15 protein-coding genes are annotated in these 18,970 nt (G+C 57.0%); 7 read left to right on the top strand and 8 right to left on the bottom strand.

Annotated elements, in window-relative coordinates:
* The first annotated feature begins 264 nt into the window (after positions 1 to 264).
* The gene (locus tag O3S68_RS09705) at positions 265 to 1,338 is read left to right on the top strand and encodes a LacI family DNA-binding transcriptional regulator (RefSeq protein ID WP_020457146.1); all 1,074 of its coding nucleotides are present in this window, start codon (positions 265 to 267) and stop codon (positions 1,336 to 1,338) included.
* Here O3S68_RS09705 and O3S68_RS09700 read toward each other — a convergent pair.
* From O3S68_RS09700 to moeA, 6 genes are all read right to left on the bottom strand, one after another.
* Positions 1,335 to 2,594 carry a DUF1479 domain-containing protein gene (locus tag O3S68_RS09700; protein WP_269231392.1) on the bottom strand — a complete coding sequence of 420 codons (1,260 nt, stop codon included), beginning with the start codon at positions 2,592 to 2,594 and terminating at the stop codon, positions 1,335 to 1,337. The two genes, O3S68_RS09705 and O3S68_RS09700, sit on opposite strands and share 4 nt — an antisense overlap.
* Before the next feature lie 153 nt (positions 2,595 to 2,747).
* Positions 2,748 to 3,563, bottom strand: coding sequence for a Cof-type HAD-IIB family hydrolase (locus O3S68_RS09695; protein ID WP_097406880.1), 816 nt, complete (start codon positions 3,561 to 3,563; stop codon positions 2,748 to 2,750).
* A 334-nt stretch (positions 3,564 to 3,897) separates the two neighbouring features.
* Positions 3,898 to 6,330, bottom strand: coding sequence for a formate C-acetyltransferase/glycerol dehydratase family glycyl radical enzyme (locus O3S68_RS09690; RefSeq protein WP_269231391.1), 2,433 nt, complete (start codon positions 6,328 to 6,330; stop codon positions 3,898 to 3,900).
* A gap of 4 nt (positions 6,331 to 6,334) precedes the next feature.
* Entirely contained in the window at positions 6,335 to 7,234 is a 900-nt protein-coding gene (locus O3S68_RS09685) for a glycyl-radical enzyme activating protein (RefSeq protein WP_269231390.1), read from the bottom strand.
* Between the two features lie 122 nt (positions 7,235 to 7,356).
* Positions 7,357 to 8,109, bottom strand: coding sequence for a molybdopterin-synthase adenylyltransferase MoeB (moeB, locus tag O3S68_RS09680; RefSeq protein ID WP_269231389.1), 753 nt, complete (start codon positions 8,107 to 8,109; stop codon positions 7,357 to 7,359).
* Between the two features lie 2 nt (positions 8,110 to 8,111).
* On the bottom strand, positions 8,112 to 9,344 hold the full coding sequence (moeA, locus tag O3S68_RS09675; RefSeq protein WP_045506485.1) for a molybdopterin molybdotransferase MoeA: 1,233 nt from the start codon (positions 9,342 to 9,344) through the stop codon (positions 8,112 to 8,114).
* Positions 9,345 to 9,507: 163 nt separating this feature from the next.
* Between moeA and iaaA the strand changes: the two genes are divergently transcribed.
* From iaaA to gsiD, 5 genes are read left to right on the top strand one after another with little or no spacing between them, the layout of a single operon-like run.
* Positions 9,508 to 10,449 (top strand): beta-aspartyl-peptidase, encoded by a 942-nt coding sequence (gene iaaA / locus O3S68_RS09670; RefSeq protein WP_020457153.1) that lies wholly within the window; start codon positions 9,508 to 9,510, stop codon positions 10,447 to 10,449.
* A gap of 19 nt (positions 10,450 to 10,468) precedes the next feature.
* Positions 10,469 to 12,328, top strand: a complete 1,860-nt coding sequence (gsiA, locus tag O3S68_RS09665) for a glutathione ABC transporter ATP-binding protein GsiA (protein WP_170956354.1) — start codon at positions 10,469 to 10,471, stop codon at positions 12,326 to 12,328.
* 33 nt (positions 12,329 to 12,361) lie between these two features.
* Positions 12,362 to 13,903, top strand: coding sequence for a glutathione ABC transporter substrate-binding protein GsiB (gene gsiB / locus O3S68_RS09660; RefSeq protein ID WP_045506492.1), 1,542 nt, complete (start codon positions 12,362 to 12,364; stop codon positions 13,901 to 13,903).
* Between the two features lie 45 nt (positions 13,904 to 13,948).
* Positions 13,949 to 14,869, top strand: coding sequence for a glutathione ABC transporter permease GsiC (gsiC, locus tag O3S68_RS09655; protein ID WP_020457156.1), 921 nt, complete (start codon positions 13,949 to 13,951; stop codon positions 14,867 to 14,869).
* 2 nt (positions 14,870 to 14,871) lie between these two features.
* The gene (gene gsiD, locus O3S68_RS09650) at positions 14,872 to 15,783 is read left to right on the top strand and encodes a glutathione ABC transporter permease GsiD (RefSeq protein WP_020457157.1); all 912 of its coding nucleotides are present in this window, start codon (positions 14,872 to 14,874) and stop codon (positions 15,781 to 15,783) included.
* 37 nt (positions 15,784 to 15,820) lie between these two features.
* On the opposite strand, the gene rimO is transcribed toward gsiD, so the two are convergent.
* Positions 15,821 to 17,146 (bottom strand): 30S ribosomal protein S12 methylthiotransferase RimO, encoded by a 1,326-nt coding sequence (gene rimO / locus O3S68_RS09645; RefSeq protein WP_020457158.1) that lies wholly within the window; start codon positions 17,144 to 17,146, stop codon positions 15,821 to 15,823.
* A 450-nt stretch (positions 17,147 to 17,596) separates the two neighbouring features.
* Here rimO and O3S68_RS09640 point away from each other — a divergent pair, with 450 nt between their 5' ends.
* Positions 17,597 to 18,556 (top strand): bifunctional helix-turn-helix transcriptional regulator/GNAT family N-acetyltransferase, encoded by a 960-nt coding sequence (locus O3S68_RS09640; protein WP_114413821.1) that lies wholly within the window; start codon positions 17,597 to 17,599, stop codon positions 18,554 to 18,556.
* Positions 18,557 to 18,643: 87 nt separating this feature from the next.
* On the opposite strand, the gene O3S68_RS09635 is transcribed toward O3S68_RS09640, so the two are convergent.
* Positions 18,644 to 18,946: a hypothetical protein gene (locus tag O3S68_RS09635; protein ID WP_269231388.1), complete on the bottom strand. Its 303-nt coding sequence runs from the start codon at positions 18,944 to 18,946 to the stop codon at positions 18,644 to 18,646.
* Positions 18,947 to 18,970: the final 24 nt, after the last annotated feature.

The raw sequence follows: 18,970 nt of genomic DNA, 5'->3' as shown, positions 1-18,970 counted from the left end.
GGGCAAACTCTTGCGGAGTTGTTATACCGCACAGGTTTGCATGATGATTTATTTGCATTTTTTTGGTTATTGTTCTTACAACTAGTATGGAAGTTGTATGACACGTTTACGTTAGGCGAGAAAAATCGACAGCTAAAGTGGATTTTGTGCAAGGATTCTCATCAATCAGCGACGACATGCGGCAAACTTGTATTGACGCCATGAATATCAGGCTTTTCGATTCATGAAAATTTTCCCATTTCGGAAACGGAGCAAGATCACAGAATGGATAAAAAGCTCAAAATCACCGAAATTGCCCTGCGTACGAATCTGTCGACCAGCACGGTTTCCCGCGTGCTGGCAGGCAAAGCCAATACCAGTGAAAAAGCGCGCACAGCAGTACTGGCCTGCGCGCGTGAGCTGGGGGTGATGGAGGGGATTGCCGCCGGGCGGCTGTTGCTGAATAACCTGATTGTTTTCGCACCGCAGCGGGCCTTTGATGAGCGTTCCGATATCTTCTACTACCGGGTGATCCAGAGCATTAACAAAGCGTTGTCACCCCATGAAGTGCGGCTGCGCTACTGCGCGCTGGAAGAGCTGGACAGCGACGCCAATGAATTTCTCGCGCGCATGAACGCAGCGGAAACCCAGGCGGCGATCCTGCTGGGCATTGATGATCCCCATATTCATGACCTGGCGGCGGATATGGGTAAACCCTGCGTGTTAATCAACTGCCGTGACGGGCGTATGCGTTTGCCTTCCATCGCGCCGGATCACCGCACGATCGGCGAGTTTGCTGCAAATTATCTGTTTGATATGGGCCACCGCGAGGTGGTGAATGTGATGTGCCTGCGTCGCTACACGATGGATCTGCGCCTGGCGGGCATCAAAGAGGCCTGGCAGCGGCGCAATCTGCGTTTCCAAAGTAAGCGGGATCTGATCACTGTCCCCAGTTTTAGTGCCAAAGAAGCGGGGATGCGGGTAGGGGAGTGGCTTGATGATCCGGCGCATAAATCACCGCCTACCGCCTTTCTCGTCGGGGGCGATTTTATGGCGGAAGGCACGGTTCATGCGCTCCAGCAGCGTGGGCTGCGCGTGCCGCAGGATGTCTCGGTGATGAGCATTGACGCCTTTAATCTGGCGGCGATTCAGGATGTGCCGCTCACCGCGGTGCATGTCCCGCGTGATGAACTGGGCGTTGAGGCGGTACACCTGCTGCAACAGCGGTTGATCCGCCCGCAGGCCACCACTGGTTCGCTGCTACTCAACGGTACGCTTGCGGTGCGCGAATCGGTACGGCGGATACGTCCCGGGCAACAACGTACCGCCGTGGAGCGTGAAGGGTTGTATGACGTCTAAACGTCCATACCCAGCGCGCGCTTACCATGAATATTCAGGTCGTCCAGTGTAAAGCGGCCTGACCAGTCGCTTTCGTAGTTCTCACGCGGAAAATCGCCCGGCGAAGCACCTTGTTCCAGCGCGACCTTCACTTTGCGCGCATACGCGAGATTTTTCGTGCACAGCGGCGCGGCGGGAATGTACATCACATTGCCCCAGCCTTGCTGGTTTTCCACCGGCGCAACCGAGTGGATCACATCGCAGTGCCACCATACGGAATCCCCGGCTTCCAGCGCCGGAATGCTGCTCAGGGCTTCCATCAGCAGCGGATGCCACTTCTCCGAGACCGGTAATACCCGCCCTGGCGCCACGCCGCACAGCTCATCTTCTGGAACATCATCCAGCAGCGGGCGCAGCAGAATATACGCCATCGCTTCCGGGATCGGCACCACGTGCAGCAACCCTTGTCCGGGGATCATGTCCGACAACGCTGTCCAGCCCTGGAAGGTGCGGAACACCGAACATTTGGTGGTGTTATCCACCGTGTACTCTTCCACCTCGGTGCGGTGCGCCGCATTCCACGGGTCATATTCCTCAAATTTGCCGCTAAACACGCTGGCAAACACACGCTGGTAAGCGGGGAGCAGCCAGCGCTCCAGCGCACCGGAATCCGTATGCGCGCCGAGGCCTTTCGAGGTGGTTCCCGGTGGACGGCGGCGAATGCGATCCGGGTAGATGACGCTCACATCCGGATCAAACCATTGCTGGCCTTCACTTTCGAAGCGCCACAGGCGGTTGAGGAAGGATTGCACAGCGGCCATTTCCTCGCTCTGGCGCGCCTGCATCTGCGCCTGCGACCAGTAAATAGGGTAGATTTCCGGGCGCGAAGCCTCCAGCGTGCCAAAGAAGCTGTCACCAGGCCCTTTGTACACCTCATCAAAATGGTTCTGGTCGAGGTAATCCAGCATTGAGCGATCCCAGCCCAGCGCCTGCTCACGCGGGAAATGCCCCTTAATGACCGCACAACCGCGCCGCTTGATAAGCGCCCGCTGCGCCTTGCTAACCTTGCCTTGCGCAATGTCGCTGTAGGCAATTTGTGGCCACACGGATTTGCCTTGTGCTTTAAGGGCATTGATATCGGTTACGCGGGCGGCAATCTGTTCGCTCAGGCGGTTAAACACCTGCTGTACATCGCCGATCTGCGCGCGCAGTTCCTGTTTCATCTGACGAATCGATGCTTTGTGATCGGTGGGCAGCGTTTCACTGGTAAAAGCCATGTTGAACCTCGCATTCTTTCATTCGAAAGTCATTTAACTTACAAATGATAAAATAAGTTAAAAAGAAGTTAATGCAAGTTTAAAAACTTGATGCGGAGCACAAAGCGGAAAATTAGCCACAGGAAGGGCCGGAGCGGGCGCTCCGGCAGAGGTTCAGCGATTGAATGGCGCGGTGTTATCAAGTACGGCCTGAATCACATTCAATGCGCCGTGGTGGTTATTGTCATCGGTCTGATGACGGGCAATGGCTTTGATGGCGTCGCTGGCGTTGCCCATGGCGAACGAGAAATCGGTCATGCGCAGCATTTCCGCGTCGTTACCGCTGTCGCCAATGGTGACGCACTGTTGCGGTGAGATGCCCCAGCGTTTAAGCAGGCGCGTAATGCCGTTGGCTTTATGCAGACCAGGGATTATCAAATCGACAAAACCAAAGCCGCTGGTGACCGGCTTCATGATGCCGTCAAGCGAGACATGCAGAGCGTCGATCAATTGCGGGATGTCGCTGTCCGGCAAGTTCAACGAAAACTTGAACAGGGTATCGTCAATGTGCTGAAAATCGCGTACCGGTTTTAAGCGGTAATAGTGTTTCGACATCAGATCGACGAACTCTGCCGGAGCGTTTTCGCTTACGTACGCGCTTTCCAGGCCGCACGCAACAAAGTTGAGGCTGCTGTCTTTTAACAGTTCGCCAATCACCACCTGCGCTTCGTGGCGGGTCAGCTCACCGTGGAACAACTGTTGACCGTGCTCATACACCAGCGCGCCGTTTTCCGCGACGAACGAAATGGTCTCTTTCAGCTCCGGGAAGAAGGAGATCAGCTGGTAATACTGGTTGCCGCTGGCGACAACAAACTCAATATTCCGCTGACGAAGCTGCTCGAATTGCGCCATAAATCGTGTGCGATCGTACTGCTTGGCGTCATCAAGGAAGGTTCCGTCCATATCGGTAACGATAACTTTGACGGTCATACATAGAACTCCTGAATGTAACTGCGACGAGAAACATTCTAGAGATAATGTGAGGGGAAGCACAAATTTTATTTCATTCGAAAGTTTAACCGTCGTCTTTCGAACTGCAGGTGTGTTGGCTGCGGCGGCGCGCCCCGGTCACTTACTTGTGTAAGCTCCCGGGGACTTACCGCCTTGCCGCCTTCCTGCAATCCGAAATCCATAGGTTAAACAGCCGGTAAAAGCGAAAAAGTCCTTTGCATTTCGCAGGCGTGGTGCCGGAAAGTAAATGACAGAGCCCCTATTTTTGACAGACGAAAGTAGACCGGCTTCGGGGGGAAGTCCGGTCGCCACCTTATAAGGTATGTTCAGTACGGGCGATAATGTCGTCCTGCGCATCTGGCGACAGGGCGGTAAAGAACGCCGAATAACCGGCGACGCGCACCACCAAATCGCGATACCGATCCGGGTGTTTCTTCGCCTCCAGCAGCGTTTCGCGCGACACGATGTTGTACTGAATATGCCAGCCTTTATGCACCTCAAAGAAGGTGCGCAGCAGCACCATCAGCTTTTGCTTATCGCTCTCGTTTTCCAGTGTCGACGGATTCAGTTTCTGGTTCAGCAACACCCCGCCGAGAATCGCCTCCACCGGCAATTTACCCACGGAGCTTATCACCGCCGTCGGCCCCAGATGATCGGTGCCGGACGCCGGGCTTGCGCCCTCCGCCAGCGGCGTATGCGCTTTGCGTCCATCCGGTGTCGCCATCGTCGCTGCGCCAAACGGCACGTTAGCGGAAATGGACGAAGTTCCGGCGTAATAATTGCCACCGATCGGGCCGCGACCGTAACGCGGGTTGTGATACTGCTTCAGCTCATCGATATAGGTTTGATAAGCACGTACCAGCAGCGTATCCACGCTGTCATCATCGTTGCCGTATTTCGGCGCGCTGTTGACCAGCCGCTGGCGCAACTGTTCGTGCGTCAGGCCGTCAAAATCTTCTGCCAGTGCCTGCGCCAGTTGTTGTTGCCCGATAACACCCTGGTCAAAGACCAGCTTTTTCACCGCCGCGAGGCTGTTACCCAGGTTGGCGATCCCCACCTGCAAGCCGGACACCCAGTCATATTTCGCGCCACCTTGTTTAATGCTTTTCGCCCGTTCGATGCAGTCATCGACTAGCGCGGAGCAGAGAATATCCGGCACGTTCTCTTCCAGCATGGTGTCGACCACATACTCAATCTCAATGGATTTACGGGTGTAATAACGGATCTGCCGATCCCACGCCTGCATCACCTCCTCGAAGCCGTGGAAATTACCCGCCGACAGCGCCTGGATCTGTGGCAGAAAGATTTTGCCGCTGGTGGCGTCGCGTCCGCCTTCCAGTGCCGCCAGCATCACGCGGGCGAAGTTGATAAAGCTCATGCCGGTGCAGCGGTAGCCCCATTTGCCGCCAACGGCGGTTTCAATGCAGCCAATGGCCGCATAGTCGTAGGCGTCGGCGGTCTCAACGCCGAGTTTGATAAATTCTGGGATGACAATTTCATCGTTATTGAACGCGGGCATGCCAAAGCCGCAGCGAATAACCTGCACGCAGGCGTCGAGGAAGTCGTTGCTCATGCCGGCGTGGTAACGCACGCTCAGGTTCGGCTGGGTGGAACGCAGGCGTCCGCAGGATTCCAGAATCGCGTAAGAGAGCGGGTTAACCGCGTCGCGCGCTTCACCGTTATGCCACTGTTGACCGCCGATGGTGACGTTCTGATAGAGCGGGCTACCCGCCGAGGCTTTCGAATGCGAGCCGGAGCGAATTTTGTTCACTTCCAGCAGTTTCAGCCAGCAACTGTGCAGCAGCTCAATGGCCTGTTCGCGCGGCAATGACTGCTGCAATTCAACATCGCGGCGATAGTACGGATACAGATACTGATCCATGCGTCCGAAAGAGACCGAATGCCCGTTGGATTCAATCTGCAAAATCAGCTGGATAAAGTAGCAGAGCTGCAACGCCTGCCAGAAGGTGCGCGGTGGTTCGTGGGCGATAATCAGGCAGTTTTCCGCTATCGCCAGCAGTTCATCGCGGCGGTTTTGCCGCGTCTCTTCCGCGGCCATCTGGCGCGCCAGCCCGGCAAAACGTTCGATATGCAGGCTGACGGCTTCCAGCACAATATCAATCGCTTTTAAGAATTGATCGCCATGCAGGTCGTCGAGCACCGTCAGGTTGATGCGCGTCCGGCGTTCATCCACTTTGTGACGCAACCCGTCGAGGCCAAGCTCCAGCAGCAGCGGGAAGTTCACCGCCAGGTGCGCGTCGCCAGAAGTCATATTGCCTTCGGCTTTGATAATGCCGGTTTCCAGCAGCGCTTTTTGTTCGTCAGTAAACATACCGTAACAGCGATCCTGCACCGTCTGACCGCGCCACCACGGGCAGATCTCATGCAGCACGCGTTTGTTCTCTTCGCTAACCGCAAAGCCAGCGCCGGGGCGGTCGGCGAGTTCATCGATCTCTTTTTCGATCCACGAAACGGTGTATTCGGGGAAGATCGGCGCAGCGCGCACTTCGCTTGCCTGGTTACCAATAATCAACTCGTCATGCTTGATCCAGATGGTACGTTCGGCCAGGTGATGCGCCAGCGCCAGCGCGCGGCGTACCGGCAGCGGTTTGTCCATGTTCTGCTGGTAAACCTGGGTGTAATGTCGGGCGCGCTCGGTGCAAACCGGTGGCTTCACAATATGCACCAGCGCGGTTTTATGGGCTTTTATACGATCGGTCAGGGTGTTGAGTTGCAGCGTGGTCATGGTTTTATCCTCGTAATGTCGCCGTCAGCCCTTTGCGCTGGGCACAATCCTGTGCAAACGCCAGCAGTTGCGGGGCGTCGAGCGGCTTCTCTGGGGCGGTGTAGGGTTCGCCGAGCAGGTGATATTTGTTCATGCCCAGCGTGTGGTAAGGCAAAAAATGAATGTCGCTGACGTTCAGCTCATCGGCGGCGAAGGCGGTAATGGCGCTTATGGCGTCTTTATCGGCATTAAAACCGGGGATCAGCGGCACGCGAATGGTGAGTTTTTTTCCCGCCTGTGCCAGCCGTTTCAGGTTATCCAGCACACGTTTTGCCGAGCCGCCGGTCCACTGGCGAAACGTGGCATCATCGACATGTTTTAAATCGGCGAGAAACAGATCAACAAAGGGCAGGGACGGTTCGATATAGCGCCACGGCACATGCAGGCAGGTTTCCACTGCCGTATGAATGCCGTGCTGATGGCTGCTCTGGAGCAGTTGCTGCGCCAGTTGCGGGTTCATAAACGGCTCGCCGCCGGAAAGGGTGATGCCGCCGCCGCTGCGGTCATAAAAGGGTTTATCGCGCAAAACGGTAGCCATAATATCGCCCACATCTGGCGTCTCACCGCAGACACTCAGCGCCTCGGTCGGGCAGCACCCGGTGAGAGCATCCAGCTGTCTATCATCAAGTTTTTCGCGATGAATAACCAAACCGTTTACCGCACGTTCGATCACCTCTGGCGCGGCGTGCTGGCATAAATCACACCCGGCAAGGCACAGACGGTTGTCAAAGAGCAGATCCCGCGTGCGGCTGCGGCTCTCCGGGTTCTGGCACCAGCGGCAGCTTAACGAGCAGCCTTTCAGGAACACGACAGTGCGAATGCCCGGGCCGTCATGAGTGGAATAGCGCTGGATGTTGAAGATCATTTTTTATCTCCATTCATTTCATATGGAGATTAAATTACTTTCGAATGAAAGTTTCCGTGACGAGAGTCGACCTTTTATCGCGATGCCGGATGACGTTGCGCCATCCGGAAAATAAAGGGAGATTAACGCCCGCAGACTTCGCAGGCAGAATTGCGCAGCAGTTTCATTTCACGGAACTGGCAGGTCATCGCATCGTACATCACGATTTTTCCCGCCGCCGGCGTACCGTAATGCGCCAGCACTTTGATGGCTTCCATCGCCTGCAACGAACCAATCACCCCGACCAGCGGCGCCATGACACCCGCTTCAACACAGGTCAGCGCATTATCGCCAAACAGACGGCTCAGGCAGCGATAGCACGGGTCGTTTTCGCCCCAGGTAAAGACGCTGATCTGGCCTTCCATGCGAATGGCCGCACCGGAAACCAGCGGTACGCGATGCTGGAAACTGCCCGCGTTGAGCTGGTTACGAATGGCGACGTTATCGGTGCAATCCAGCACCAGGTCATGTGCGGCAATCTGTGTGAGCAGCGCCGTATCATCAAGCAGTGCGTTGATGGCGGTGTAGTGCACATTGGGGTTGATGCGCAGTAACGATTCGCGCGCCGAGTCCACTTTTGCCGCGCCGATATCCGCGTCGCTGTGCAGCGTCTGGCGTTGCAGGTTGGAGAGCGCCACGGTATCAAAATCGAGCAGCGTCATCTGCCCGATGCCTGCCGCGGCCAGATATTGTGCGGCGGCGCAGCCGAGGCCGCCGAGCCCGACCACCAGTACGCGAGCGGCTTTTAACCGCTCCTGGCCGTCGAAATCAAAACCGCGCAAAATAATCTGCCGGTTATAGCGCATCATCTCCGCGTCGCTGAGTGCTTCAGCCATCTTTAGCCTCCGAAGAGATGGTTAAACATCTCGACATCCACCCATTCACCGGCTTCGACATTGCCACGTTCGCGCTCCAGCACCACAAAGCAGTTACCCTGGCTAAAGGAGCTGAAAATATGTGAACCCTGGTGCCCGGTGCTGCGCACTTCCAGCGTGCCATCGTCGCCACGGCTTAACACGCCACGCTGAAAATCGAGACGCCCCGGCGACTTTTTCAGGCGCTCCGCCGCACGGGCGCGAAAACGCAGCGGCTGCGTATCGGCGGTGTTACCGGCAAGTTTCGCCAGCAGCGGTTGTACCAGCTGATAAAAGGTGAGCGTCGCGGAAACCGGGTTGCCCGGCAGGCCGCAGAACCAGCTGTTTTTGAGCTTACCGAAGGCGAACGGTTTACCCGGCTTGATCGCCAGTTTCCAGAATGCGATTTCGCCCAGTTCATCAAGAATAGTTTTGGTGTAATCGGCTTCGCCCACCGACACGCCGCCGGAGCTCAGCACCACATCGGCCTGGCTGTCGGCTGCAATAAAGGTGTCGCGCAGCTTCTGCGGGTCATCCGGCACGATGCCAAGGTTAATCACCTCATAACCGAGCTGGCTCAGCATCAGGTGAACGGATAGGCGGTTGGTATCGTAGATTTGCCCGTCAGCCAGCGGCTGGCCTGGCAGTTGCAGTTCGTCGCCGGTGGAAAACAGCGCCACGCGCACTTTGCGCAGCACACTAACATCGGCAATGCCCAGCGAGGCAATGACCGGCAGCTCGGCGGCGGTCAGTTTTGTGCCCGCCGCAAAAACGCTGGCACCTTGTCGAATATCTTCGCCCGCGCGGCGGATATTCTGATTGGCCCGCACCTCGGCGGTAAAACAAATACCGGCGTCGGTCTGTTCGGTCTGTTCCTGCATCACTACCGCATCGCACCCGGCGGGGATCGGCGCACCGGTCATAATGCGTATACAGGTGCCGGCAGGCCACTCGCCGTCGAAGGGCTGCCCGGCAAACGCTTTACCCGCCACCGGCAGGGCGTTACCACTTTGTACCTCCGCCAGCCGCACGGCGTAGCCGTCCATCGCCGAGTTATCAAAACCCGGTACGTTCAGCGGAGAGATAATATCTTGCGCCACCACGCGGCCAAAGCAGGCCACCAGCGGCAGGGTTTCGCTTTCAGTCAGCGGTGAAATGCGTGACAGCATCTGTGACAGGGCCGTATCGAGCGAGATCAGGCCGTTTGATGATTCCATAGTTAATATCCAGTCAACGCGATGAAGCGGCCATTATGGCAGAAAAGAGAAGGCCTCAACATGCCTTACGCCTACCCCGTTGTAATGACATTGCTTTACATCGTTGTAACGACTTTCTATATTCAGAAATCCCTCCAGGCGCAGAGAAATTCAGGCGGCACAAATGGTTAAAGCGGTAATCGCAATACACGGCGGTGCGGGTGCTATCGGCCGTGCGCAGATGAGCCCGGAAAAAGAGCAACGTTACGTACATGTACTTTCGTCAATTATCGAAACCGGACAGCGCATGCTGGAATCGGGCGTAAGCGCGCTGGATGTGGTAACGGAAGCGGTGCGGCTGCTGGAGGAGTGTCCCTTATTTAACGCCGGTATCGGCGCGGTATTTACCCGCGATGAAACCCATGAGCTGGATGCCTGCGTGATGGACGGCAACACACTGCAAGCGGGTGCGGTGGCGGGCGTCAGCCGCTTGCGCAATCCGGTACTGGCGGCGCGTCTGGTGATGGAGCACAGCCCGCACGTTTTCATGATTGGCGAAGGGGCGGAAAAGTTTGCCTTTTCCCACGGTATGGAAGCGGTATCGCCGAGCCTGTTTTCCACCCCGGAACGCTTTGCGCAATTGATGGAAGCGCGCGACGCCGGGAACACAGTGCTGGATCATGGCGGTGCGCCGCTCGATGAGAGCAAAAAATTTGGCACCGTGGGGGCGGTGGCGCTGGATAAGCAGGGCAACCTGGCGGCTGCGACATCGACCGGCGGCATGACCAATAAATTACCGGGTCGCGTGGGCGACAGCCCACTGCCCGGCGCAGGTTGCTATGCCAATAACGCCAACGTGGCGGTCTCCTGCACCGGCACCGGTGAAGTATTTATCCGCGCGCTGGCGGCTTACGACATCGCCGCGCTGATGGAGTACGGCGGTTTGAGTTTGCAGGAAGCCTGCGACGCCGTGGTGATGGAAAAACTGCCGGCGCTGGGCGGTAGCGGTGGGCTGATTGCGGTTGATCGCGAAGGTAACGTGGCGTTGCCGTTCAACAGTGAAGGGATGTATCGCGCGTGGGGTTACGCGGGCGATGCGCCAAGCGTGGGCATTTATCGTGAATAATGCGAATGGGGTTGCGCGGATGGAAACCGACGCGAACATGGTGCTGGATGTCAGTAATCTGAACGTCGCTTTCAGCCATGACAAGCAACTCGTCCCGGCGGTTCGCCATCTCTCCTTTTCCCTTAAACGCGGCGAAACGCTGGCGATTGTCGGCGAATCCGGCTCCGGTAAATCGGTTACCGCGCTCGCGTTGCTGCGCCTGATTGAGCAGGCGGGCGGCGAAGTGAGCTGCGATCATATGCGTCTGACCCGGCGTAACCGGCAGAATGTGGAGCTTACCCGGCTGAGCGCATCGCAGATGCGTAGCGTGCGCGGCGCGGATATCGCGATGATTTTTCAGGAGCCGATGACCTCGCTCAACCCGGTGTTTCCGGTGGGCGAGCAGATCGCCGAGTCAATTCGCCTGCACCAGAAGCTGGGGCGCGAAGACGCCATGATTGAAGCGCGGCGTATGCTCGATCTGGTGCGCATCCCGGAATCGCAGTCGATTTTATCCAGCTTTCCACATCAGCTTTCCGGCGGCATGCGTCAGCGCGTGATGATTGCCATGGCGCTCTCCTGTCGCCCGGCGGTGCTGATTGCCGACGAACCGACCACCGCGCTGGATGTCACGATCCAGGCGCAGATCCTGCAACTCATCGCCGTACTGCAAAAAGAGATGTCGATGGGGGTGATTTTCATCACGCACGATATGGGCGTGGTCGCTGATGTTGCCGACCGCGTACTGGTGATGAACCAGGGCGAAGCGGTAGAAACCGGCAGCGTTGAGCAGATTTTCAACCATCCGCAGCATCCGTATACCAAAGCGCTACTGGCGGCGGTGCCCAAACTGGGGGCGATGCACGGCAGCACGCTGCCGCGCCGTTTTCCGCTGATCTCACCGAAAAACCCGGCGCATCAGGAAGCGGAAATTGAACAGGATACAGTCGTGCCGGGTGAGCCGATTTTGCAGGTGCGCGATCTGGTGGCGCGCTTCCCGCTGCGCAGCGGTATTCTTAATCGCGTCACCAAAGAGGTGCACGCTGTGGAAGGGGTGAGTTTTGATCTCTGGCCTGGCGAAACGCTGTCGCTGGTGGGCGAATCCGGCAGCGGTAAATCCACCACCGGGCGCGCGCTGCTGCGGCTGGTGGAGCACCAGAGCGGTTCTATCACCTTTAACGGCGAGCGCATTGATACGCTGCCGGATAGCAAAATGAAACGCATCCGCCGCGATATTCAGTTTATTTTTCAGGATCCGTACGCCTCGCTGGACCCGCGCCAGACCGTTGGCGATTCCATTATCGAACCGCTGCGGGTGCACAATTTATTGGGTGAAGAAGAGGGGCGGCAGCGCGTGGAGTGGCTGCTGGAGCGCGTCGGCCTGAAGCCGGAACATGCCTGGCGCTACCCGCATGAGTTTTCCGGCGGGCAGCGTCAGCGCATCTGCATCGCCCGGGCGCTGGCGCTCAACCCGCGCGTGGTGGTGGCGGACGAATCTGTTTCGGCGCTGGATGTCTCGATCCGCGCGCAAATCATCAATTTACTGCTCGATTTGCAGCGTGAGATGGGCATTGCGTTTCTGTTTATCTCGCATGATATGGCGGTGGTAGAACGCATCAGCCACCGCGTCGCGGTGATGTACCTTGGGCAAATTGTCGAGATCGGCCCACGGCAGGCGGTGTTTGAAAACCCGCAGCATCCGTATACACGTAAGTTAATGTCGGCGGTGCCGGTTGCCGACCCTGCGCACCATCACGCGCAGCGTGTGTTGTTGTCTGATGACATGCCCAGCAATATCCGCAAACGCGGCGAGTCAATGCAACGCGTGCAGTTGCAGAATGTGGGGCCGGGGCATTTTGTTGCCCGCTCGACGCCCGGCAGCACGCAATCCCGTTTTTAACTGAGCACTGGCAGGGTTCTTCAGGAGAGCAACATGACACAATTCATTTCACGGCACTGGCGGGGACTCGCCAGCGTGATGTTTGCGCTGACCGCCATCCCGGCCGTTGCGGCGAAGGATGTGGTTGTCGCGGTGGGATCCAATTTCACTACCCTCGATCCGTATGATGCCAACGACACGCTGTCGCAGGCGGTGGCGAAATCGTTCTATCAGGGGCTATTTGGCCTTGATAAAGATATGCAGCTGGAATACGTGCTGGCAGAAAGCTACAGCGTTTCCGCTGACGGCATGGTCTATACCGTCAACTTGCGCCACGGGGTAAAGTTCCAGGATGGTACGGACTTTGACGCCGCTGCGGTAAAAGCGAACCTCGACCGCGCCAGCAACCCGCGCAACAGCCTGAAGCGCTATAACCTGTATAAAAATATCGCCAGAACCGATGTGGTGGATGCCTACACGGTAAAAATCACCCTCAAGCAGCCTTTTTCCGCGTTTATCAATATCCTCGCCCACCCGGCAACGGCCATGATTTCTCCGGCGGCGCTGCAAAAATATGGCAACGACATTGGTTTTCACCCGGTCGGCACCGGCCCGTATGAACTGGAAGCGTGGAATCAGACCGATTACGTGAAAGTGAAGAGATTCGCCGGGTACTGGCAGCAAGGTTTACCCAAGCTGGACTCCATTACCTGGCGGCCGGTGGTGGACAACAACACCCGCGCGGCGATGCTGCAAACCGGCGAAGCGCAGTTTGCCTTCCCCATCCCCTACGAGCAGGCGGAAGTGCTGAAAAGAAACAGCAAGCTGGAGCTGGTCGCCAGCCCGTCGATTATGCAGCGTTACATCAGCATGAATGTCACGCAAAAACCATTCGATAACCCGAAAGTGCGCGAGGCGATCAACTACGCTATTAACCGTCCGGCCCTGGTGAAAGTGGCGTTCGCCGGTTTCGCGACGCCCGCCACCGGCGTTGTACCGCCAACCATTGCCTATTCCCAGGCCTATCAACCCTGGCCGTACGATCCGGCAAAAGCCCGCGAACTGCTAAAAGAGGCCGGTTATCCGCAGGGGTTCAGCACCACTTTGTGGTCGTCGCATAACCACAGCACCGCGCAGAAAGTATTACAGTTTACCCAACAGCAACTGGCGCAGGTGGGCATTAGAGTGCAGGTGACAGCGATGGACGCCGGGCAGCGCGCAGCGGAAGTGGAAGCCAAAGCGCAGGCGCAGAGCGGCGTGCGCATGTTCTACACCGGCTGGTCGGCCTCGACCGGCGAAGCTGACTGGGCGCTGTCGCCGCTGTTCGCCTCATGGAACTGGCCGCCAACGCAGTTCAACACCGCGTTTTACAGCAACCCACAGGTGGATAAAGACCTGGCCGAGGCGTTAAAAACCACGGATGCCGCGGAGAAAGAGCAGTTGTACAAACAGGCGCAGGATCTTATCTGGCAGGAGTCACCGTGGGTGCCGCTGGTGGTGGAAAAGCTGGTTTCAGCACATAACAAGAAGCTCACCGGTTTCTACATTATGCCCGATACCGGGTTCAGTTTTGATAACGCGGATTTGGTGAAATAACTCACTCCACCTCGCAGAACAAAAGGAGGCGTGAGGGAACGCACAATGCAAAATTATATTATTAAACGCTTGCTGGGCCTGATCCCGACGCTACTGATTGTGGCGGTGCTGGTGTTTCTGTTTGTCCACTTGCTGCCGGGCGATCCGGCGCGGTTGATTGCCGGGCCGGAAGCCGACGCGCAGGTCATTGAGCTGGTGCGCCAACAGCTTGGGCTGGATCAACCGCTGTGGCGGCAGTTCTGGCACTACATCGGCAATGTGCTGCAAGGCGATTTTGGTATCTCGATGGCCTCGCGCCGCCCGGTGGTGGAGGAAATCGCCAGCCGTTTTATGCCGACGCTGCTGCTGACTATCACCAGTATGTGCTGGGCGATGCTGTTTGGGCTTGGCGCGGGAATTGCCGCCGCCGTATGGCGCAACCGCTGGCCGGATCATCTGGGGATGGCGCTGGCGGTAACGGGCATGTCATTCCCGGCGTTTGCACTCGGTATGTTGCTGATGCAGATCTTCTCGGTTGAACTCGGCTGGCTGCCGACCGTGGGTGCCGACAGCTGGCAACACTATATTTTGCCGTCGTTAACGCTCGGTGCGGCAGTGGCGGCGGTGATGGCGCGTTTTACCCGCGCCTCGTTCGTGGACGTGCTCAACGAGGACTACATGCGTACCGCGCGTGCCAAAGGCGTAAGCGAGCGCTGGGTTATTCTCAAACATGGTCTGCGCAATGCGCTCATCCCGGTGGTCACCATGATGGGGCTGCAATTCGGCTTTTTGCTCGGCGGCTCCATTGTGGTGGAGAAAGTCTTCAACTGGCCTGGGCTGGGCCGTTTGCTGGTGGACTCGGTGGAGATGCGCGATTACCCGGTGATTCAGGCCGAGGTGCTGCTCTTCTCGCTGGAGTTTATTCTTATCAACTTAGTGGTGGATGTGCTCTACGCCGCCCTTAATCCCACGATCAGGTACAAGTAAGGATGCGATTATTAAACTGGCGTCGACAGGCGGTGTTAAACGCCATGCCCGTAGTCAAACCGGGGCATGTGCGCACGCCGTGGCATGAATTCTGGCGGCGTTTTTGCCGCCAGCCGCTGGCGATGGCCGCCGGGATTTTTGTGCTGCTGCTGATCCTGTTGGCGATTGTCGCCCCGTGGATAGCCCCGTTCGATGCGGAAAACTATTTTGACTATGACCGGCTTAATGAAGGGCCGTCGCTGGTGCACTGGTTCGGCGTCGATTCGCTGGGGCGCGACATTTTAAGCCGTGTGCTGGTCGGCGCGCAGATTTCGCTTGCCGCCGGTCTTTTTGCGGTGCTGATTGGCGCGCTCATCGGTACGGTGCTGGGATTGCTGGCGGGTTACTACGAAGGCTGGTGGGATCGCCTGATTATGCGCATCTGTGATGTGCTGTTCGCGTTTCCCGGCATTCTGCTGGCGATTGCGGTGGTGGCGGTGATGGGCAGCGGCATGGCGAACGTGATCATCGCCGTGGCGGTGTTCTCCGTGCCGGCGTTTGCCCGTCTGGTGCGTGGTAACACGCTGGTGCTCAAGCAACAAACCTTTATCGAATCCGCGCGCAGCATCGGGGCCAGCGATGCGGTGATCCTGTTTCACCATATTCTGCCGGGCACGGTATCGTCGATTGTGGTCTATTTCACCATGCGTATCGGCACGTCGATTATCTCAGCCGCCAGCCTCTCATTTTTAGGCCTGGGCGCGCAACCGCCCACCCCGGAGTGGGGCGCGATGCTCAATGAAGCGCGTGCGGATATGGTAATTGCGCCGCATGTGGCGCTGTTCCCTTCGCTGGCGATTTTTCTGACGGTACTTGCGTTTAACCTGCTGGGTGATGGCCTGCGCGACGCGCTGGACCCGAAGATTAAGGGATAGGAGGTTCCCTCTCCGTATGAGGAGAGGGAAGGAAGGCTTAAACGCGGGAGCCCCACAGATCGTATTCGTCGGCGTTTTCCACTTTCACGCGGACAACGTCGCCCGGTTTAACCCCGGTTTCGCCGTTCAGGTACACCGCGCCGTCGATTTCCGGAGCGTCCGCCATGCTGCGGCCAATTGCGCCTTCTTCGTCCACTTCATCGATGATCACCAGAATTTCGCGGCCGATTTTTTCCTGCAAGCGCTCGGCGGAGATCTGCTGTTGCAGTTGCATAAAGCGGTTCCAGCGCTCCTCTTTCACCTCTTCCGGCACCTGATCGGCAAGTTCGTTGGCGGTTGCGCCTTCTACCGGGCTGTATTTAAAGCAGCCGACGCGATCCAGACGCGCTTCCTGGAGGAAATCGAGCAGCATCTGGAAATCTTCTTCAGTTTCGCCAGGGAAACCGACGATAAAGGTGGAACGCAGCGTCAGTTCCGGGCAGATTTCACGCCATTGCTTAATGCGCGCCAGTTGCCTGTCGACCGCGCCGGGGCGCTTCATCAGCTTGAGAATGCGCGGGCTGGCGTGCTGCAGCGGGATATCCAGATACGGCAGGATCTTGCCTTCCGCCATCAGCGGAATGACATCATCCACGTGCGGATACGGGTAAACGTAGTGCAGACGCGTCCAGACACCGAGTTTCGCCAGTTGCTCACACAGGCCAACCATGCTGGTTTTCACCGGCTCGCCGTTGTGAAAGCCCATGCGGTGTTTTACATCCACGCCGTAAGCTGAGGTGTCCTGCGAGATCACCAGCAGCTCTTTCACGCCGGCATCGACGAGACGTTTGGCTTCGGCTAACACCTCGCCAATCGGGCGGCTTACCAGATCGCCACGCATCGACGGAATAATGCAGAACGTGCAGCGGTGGTTACAGCCTTCGGAAATTTTCAGGTAAGCGTAGTGGCGCGGCGTCAGTTTGACGCCCTGTTCCGGCACCAGGCTCAGGAACGGATTGTGCTTTGGTTTCGGCACATAGTGATGAACATGTTCCAGTACTTGCTCATAGCTGTGCGGCCCGGTGATCTCCAGCACTTTCGGGTGCACTTCGCGGATCTGATCCTCTTTTGCGCCCAGGCAGCCGGTCACAATGACTTTGCCGTTTTCATTCAGCGCTTCGCCGATGGCTTCCAGCGACTCTTGCACCGCGCTGTCGATAAAACCGCAGGTATTGACGATAACCATGTCAGCGTTGTCATAGCTTGGCACCACGTCATAACCTTCGGTGCGCAGTTCGGTGAGAATCCGTTCGGAATCCACCAGGTTTTTTGGGCAGCCAAGAGAGACAAAGCCGATTTTCGGCTGCAGGTTCACATTGCTCATAGTTCAAAAATTAATCAGTTATAGGATCTTAGGGCAGGGATTGTACAGGGCTCTCGCCTGGATTTATAGGGTAATTAAGGGGGAGCGCAGGGAATTCTGAGCAGCAACATGCGGCTTTTGGGCGGGAAAGGTGTAGCTGACGCGGCAATACGGGCTGAGACCTCATCAACGGCTCCTGTGTTACCGCATCGGGATTTGCGAGCACGCTTCCAGTAATATCAATATATTCAGTAAGTTAGCTGTAAACCCTTGTCGCTTGTAGTGTTACGCTTTATATGTGCCCTGCGCCTGCAAAATCAGGCGTCGGGGTTAGCCTTCTTGAAACCGTGTAGTAACACGTAGTGTCGCGTGTCCGGTCATAGCGCTTTTGACCCTATAAAAGCTATGTTGACAGCCTGGTTTGTTGATGGTTGTATTGCACAACTATCTACTCCCCTCTGAGGAAACAACGTGGCCGCTGACCAACTGATCAATGATATCCGTTCCGCATCACGGCGGATGGTGCGTGAGCTGGGCTTTATGAACAGCACGCTTGCGGCGACGGATTATTCTCCTTCCGCCGTCCATACTCTGCTGGAAGTGGAAAAACAGGGGGCGATGACGGCAGCGCAGCTGGTGCAGATCCTGGGGCTGGAGAAATCAAGCGTCAGCCGTATGCTGAGCCGGCTTATCGCCGCCGGTGAATTGCAGGACGTACCCTCGGCTGCGGATGCGCGCTATAAAACGCTACAGTTGACCGCGCAGGGCAAAGCGAGCGTCGCGCGCATTAACAATTACGGTGCGATGCGTGTGCGCGAGGCGCTGCAACATCTGACCGCTGCCGAACAGGAGGCGGTTGCTCGCGGCTTGTCGGCCTATGCCACCGCGCTTGAAGCCTGCCGCCAGGGCGCACCGCGTCCTGGCCGTGAAAAGCCAGAAATTGTCACCGGTTATCTGCCGGGAATGATTGGCCGTATCAGCGAAATGCACGCCAGCTACTATTCGCAACATTATGGTTTCGGCTATTTTTTTGAAAGCAAAGTGGCCGCGGGCCTGGCCGAATTTGCCGGACGTCTGGAGAATGCGCGTAATAACATCTGGCTCGCGGTTTATCAGGGCAAAATCGTCGGCTCGGTGGCCATTGACGGGGAAGATTTAGGCAATAACGAGGCGCATCTGCGCTGGTTTATTCTTGATGATGAATGCCGTGGCACCGGCATGGGACGTCAACTGCTCGCCAAAGCGATGCAGTTTTGCGATGAACAACAGTTTTCTGCGGTGCAGCTCTGGACATTCAGCGGGCTGAACGCCGCGCGCGCCCTTTATGAATCTTTCGGTTTCACCCTGAGCAAAGAGTGGCAGGGCGAACAGTGGGGAAGCACAATGCTGGAGCAGCAATTTACCCGCTGCGGGGAAATTGCGCAGCGTTAAATCCGTTGCGCTATGAGCTTGGCTGGAGCAGAGCTTACAGCCTTTTGTCTCCCGATAAGGCTGGCTATTAACCGCTACACCCGCACTTTATTTTGCCGTTTTTTCGGCGATTTTTTTATCAATATACGTTTTAAGGATCTGCTGCTGCGCTGCCACGACATCACTTGATGACACCGCTTGCAGCAGCCCGGCGAGCGTTTCATTGTCTGGCCCCTCCGTGACGGTAATTTTCAGGGTATACGGCGTCACTTTTGCCAGCTCAATGGTTTTGCCATGCGTTATCACTGCTTGTTGGTTGTAATAACGCCCGACATATACTTTATCAAACTCGATCGTGGCATCATTACCGCCAAAATCTATCGCCACGGTTAATCCGTGATGATTATTCATGCCGTATGGCCGCAGTTGTTTGGG

The sequence above is a fragment of the Kosakonia sp. SOY2 genome (assembly GCF_027109175.1).
Lineage (GTDB): Bacteria > Pseudomonadota > Gammaproteobacteria > Enterobacterales > Enterobacteriaceae > Kosakonia.
This window is presented reverse-complemented; position numbering and strand designations above follow the sequence as displayed.

What these genes read in the sequence shown, in the direction of transcription:
- moeB (WP_269231389.1), bottom strand. Translation starts at nt 8,109, where the DNA reads ATGGCTGAAGCACTCAGCGACGCGGAGATGATGCGCTATAACCGGCAG.
- O3S68_RS09700 (WP_269231392.1), bottom strand. Translation starts at nt 2,594, where the DNA reads ATGGCTTTTACCAGTGAAACGCTGCCCACCGATCACAAAGCATCGATT.
- O3S68_RS09635 (WP_269231388.1), bottom strand. Translation starts at nt 18,946, where the DNA reads ATGAATAATCATCACGGATTAACCGTGGCGATAGATTTTGGCGGTAAT.
- rimO (WP_020457158.1), bottom strand. Translation starts at nt 17,146, where the DNA reads ATGAGCAATGTGAACCTGCAGCCGAAAATCGGCTTTGTCTCTCTTGGC.
- iaaA (WP_020457153.1), top strand. Translation starts at nt 9,508, where the DNA reads ATGGTTAAAGCGGTAATCGCAATACACGGCGGTGCGGGTGCTATCGGC.
- O3S68_RS09690 (WP_269231391.1), bottom strand. Translation starts at nt 6,330, where the DNA reads ATGACCACGCTGCAACTCAACACCCTGACCGATCGTATAAAAGCCCAT.
- moeA (WP_045506485.1), bottom strand. Translation starts at nt 9,344, where the DNA reads ATGGAATCATCAAACGGCCTGATCTCGCTCGATACGGCCCTGTCACAG.
- O3S68_RS09695 (WP_097406880.1), bottom strand. Translation starts at nt 3,563, where the DNA reads ATGACCGTCAAAGTTATCGTTACCGATATGGACGGAACCTTCCTTGAT.
- O3S68_RS09705 (WP_020457146.1), top strand. Translation starts at nt 265, where the DNA reads ATGGATAAAAAGCTCAAAATCACCGAAATTGCCCTGCGTACGAATCTG.
- O3S68_RS09685 (WP_269231390.1), bottom strand. Translation starts at nt 7,234, where the DNA reads ATGATCTTCAACATCCAGCGCTATTCCACTCATGACGGCCCGGGCATT.
- gsiC (WP_020457156.1), top strand. Translation starts at nt 13,949, where the DNA reads ATGCAAAATTATATTATTAAACGCTTGCTGGGCCTGATCCCGACGCTA.
- gsiB (WP_045506492.1), top strand. Translation starts at nt 12,362, where the DNA reads ATGACACAATTCATTTCACGGCACTGGCGGGGACTCGCCAGCGTGATG.
- gsiA (WP_170956354.1), top strand. Translation starts at nt 10,469, where the DNA reads ATGGAAACCGACGCGAACATGGTGCTGGATGTCAGTAATCTGAACGTC.
- gsiD (WP_020457157.1), top strand. Translation starts at nt 14,872, where the DNA reads ATGCGATTATTAAACTGGCGTCGACAGGCGGTGTTAAACGCCATGCCC.